The 1,046-nt window shown below is 28.5% G+C and carries 1 protein-coding gene and 1 pseudogene; both read left to right on the forward strand.

The features are described 5' to 3' along the window. A partial coding sequence (locus QU01_RS07860; RefSeq protein WP_033763597.1) for a DNA methyltransferase occupies window positions 1-560 on the forward strand: 560 nt, incomplete at its 5' end. Continuing rightward, window positions 557-1,046 (forward strand): annotated as a pseudogene (locus tag QU01_RS07865) (HNH endonuclease); the annotation flags it as partial. The gene QU01_RS07860 and the pseudogene QU01_RS07865, both read left to right, overlap by 4 nt.

Consider the following 1,046-nt stretch of genomic DNA (forward strand, 5'->3'; position numbering starts at 1 on the left):
CTTCCATAAACAATAAACCAAAAGATAAAGTTGATTGTATTTTAACATCTCCGCCATATGCAAATTCATTTGATTATTTTGAAATTTACAAAATGGAGTTATGGAGTAGCAAAATTGTAAAAAGTTATGAAGAGTGGAAAAAGCTTAAAAAATCTGCTCTAAGAAATAACAAAAATGCAGCCTTAAAACAACAAGATAAAATAGAAAATATATTGCTTAATTACACATTAGAAATTCTTAACAATAAAGGTATAGAATCAAGCACTTTAACAATGCTAAATAATTATTTTTTTGATATGCAAAAAGTTTTAAAAAATTGTTTTGAAGTTCTTAAGGATGGAGGATTTTGCTTTATTGTAGTTGGAAATTCTTGCTATAAAGGAGTGCCGATACAAACTGATGAAATCTTAGCACAAGAGGCACAAAAATTAGGTTTTAAATGCAAGGAAATCATTATTGCTAGGAAGCTTAAAACATCTAGTCAGCAGATGAAAATCATTGATTCTAAAACTAAATTTTATTTACGAGAGAGCATAATTGTTTTGCAAAAGGAGAGATGATGAGACAGGTTAATATGCGATATAAAAGAAATAGCATGGGTTTATTTTTTGACTCTTTCAAACACTTTAAGCACAACCTTTCTAATCTTATAGCAGTGGAACTGCCCACACTTTCTCACCTTGGTGCTGAAAAATATTTAAACCTTATTCCTGCCAACTATAAGTCAAAATATCCCGATATGAGAAAAATAGGACTTATAGATTATGATAAACCAAGTGATTATCATTTTACTCTAACCAGAGAAGCAAAACAAATAATGAAAGCTTTTGGTTATTCTTGGGGCATTCATGCGTATGATGAAAATATAGTAAAAAGTAACAGAAAAAATATTGATTCTTTATCGCCTCAAGAATTGTTTTCATCTATTTACAATCTTAATCAATATAAGAATTCAATTTTACAACTTATTTTATCCTACTATGATACTGCAGATTCCATTCGCCCATATTTGGTGCTTTTAAATTATATGAGAAATTACAATATAA

The sequence above is a fragment of the Helicobacter pylori SA221C genome (genome assembly GCF_000476855.1).
In the GTDB taxonomy this organism is placed as follows: Bacteria; Campylobacterota; Campylobacteria; order Campylobacterales; family Helicobacteraceae; genus Helicobacter; species Helicobacter pylori_DK.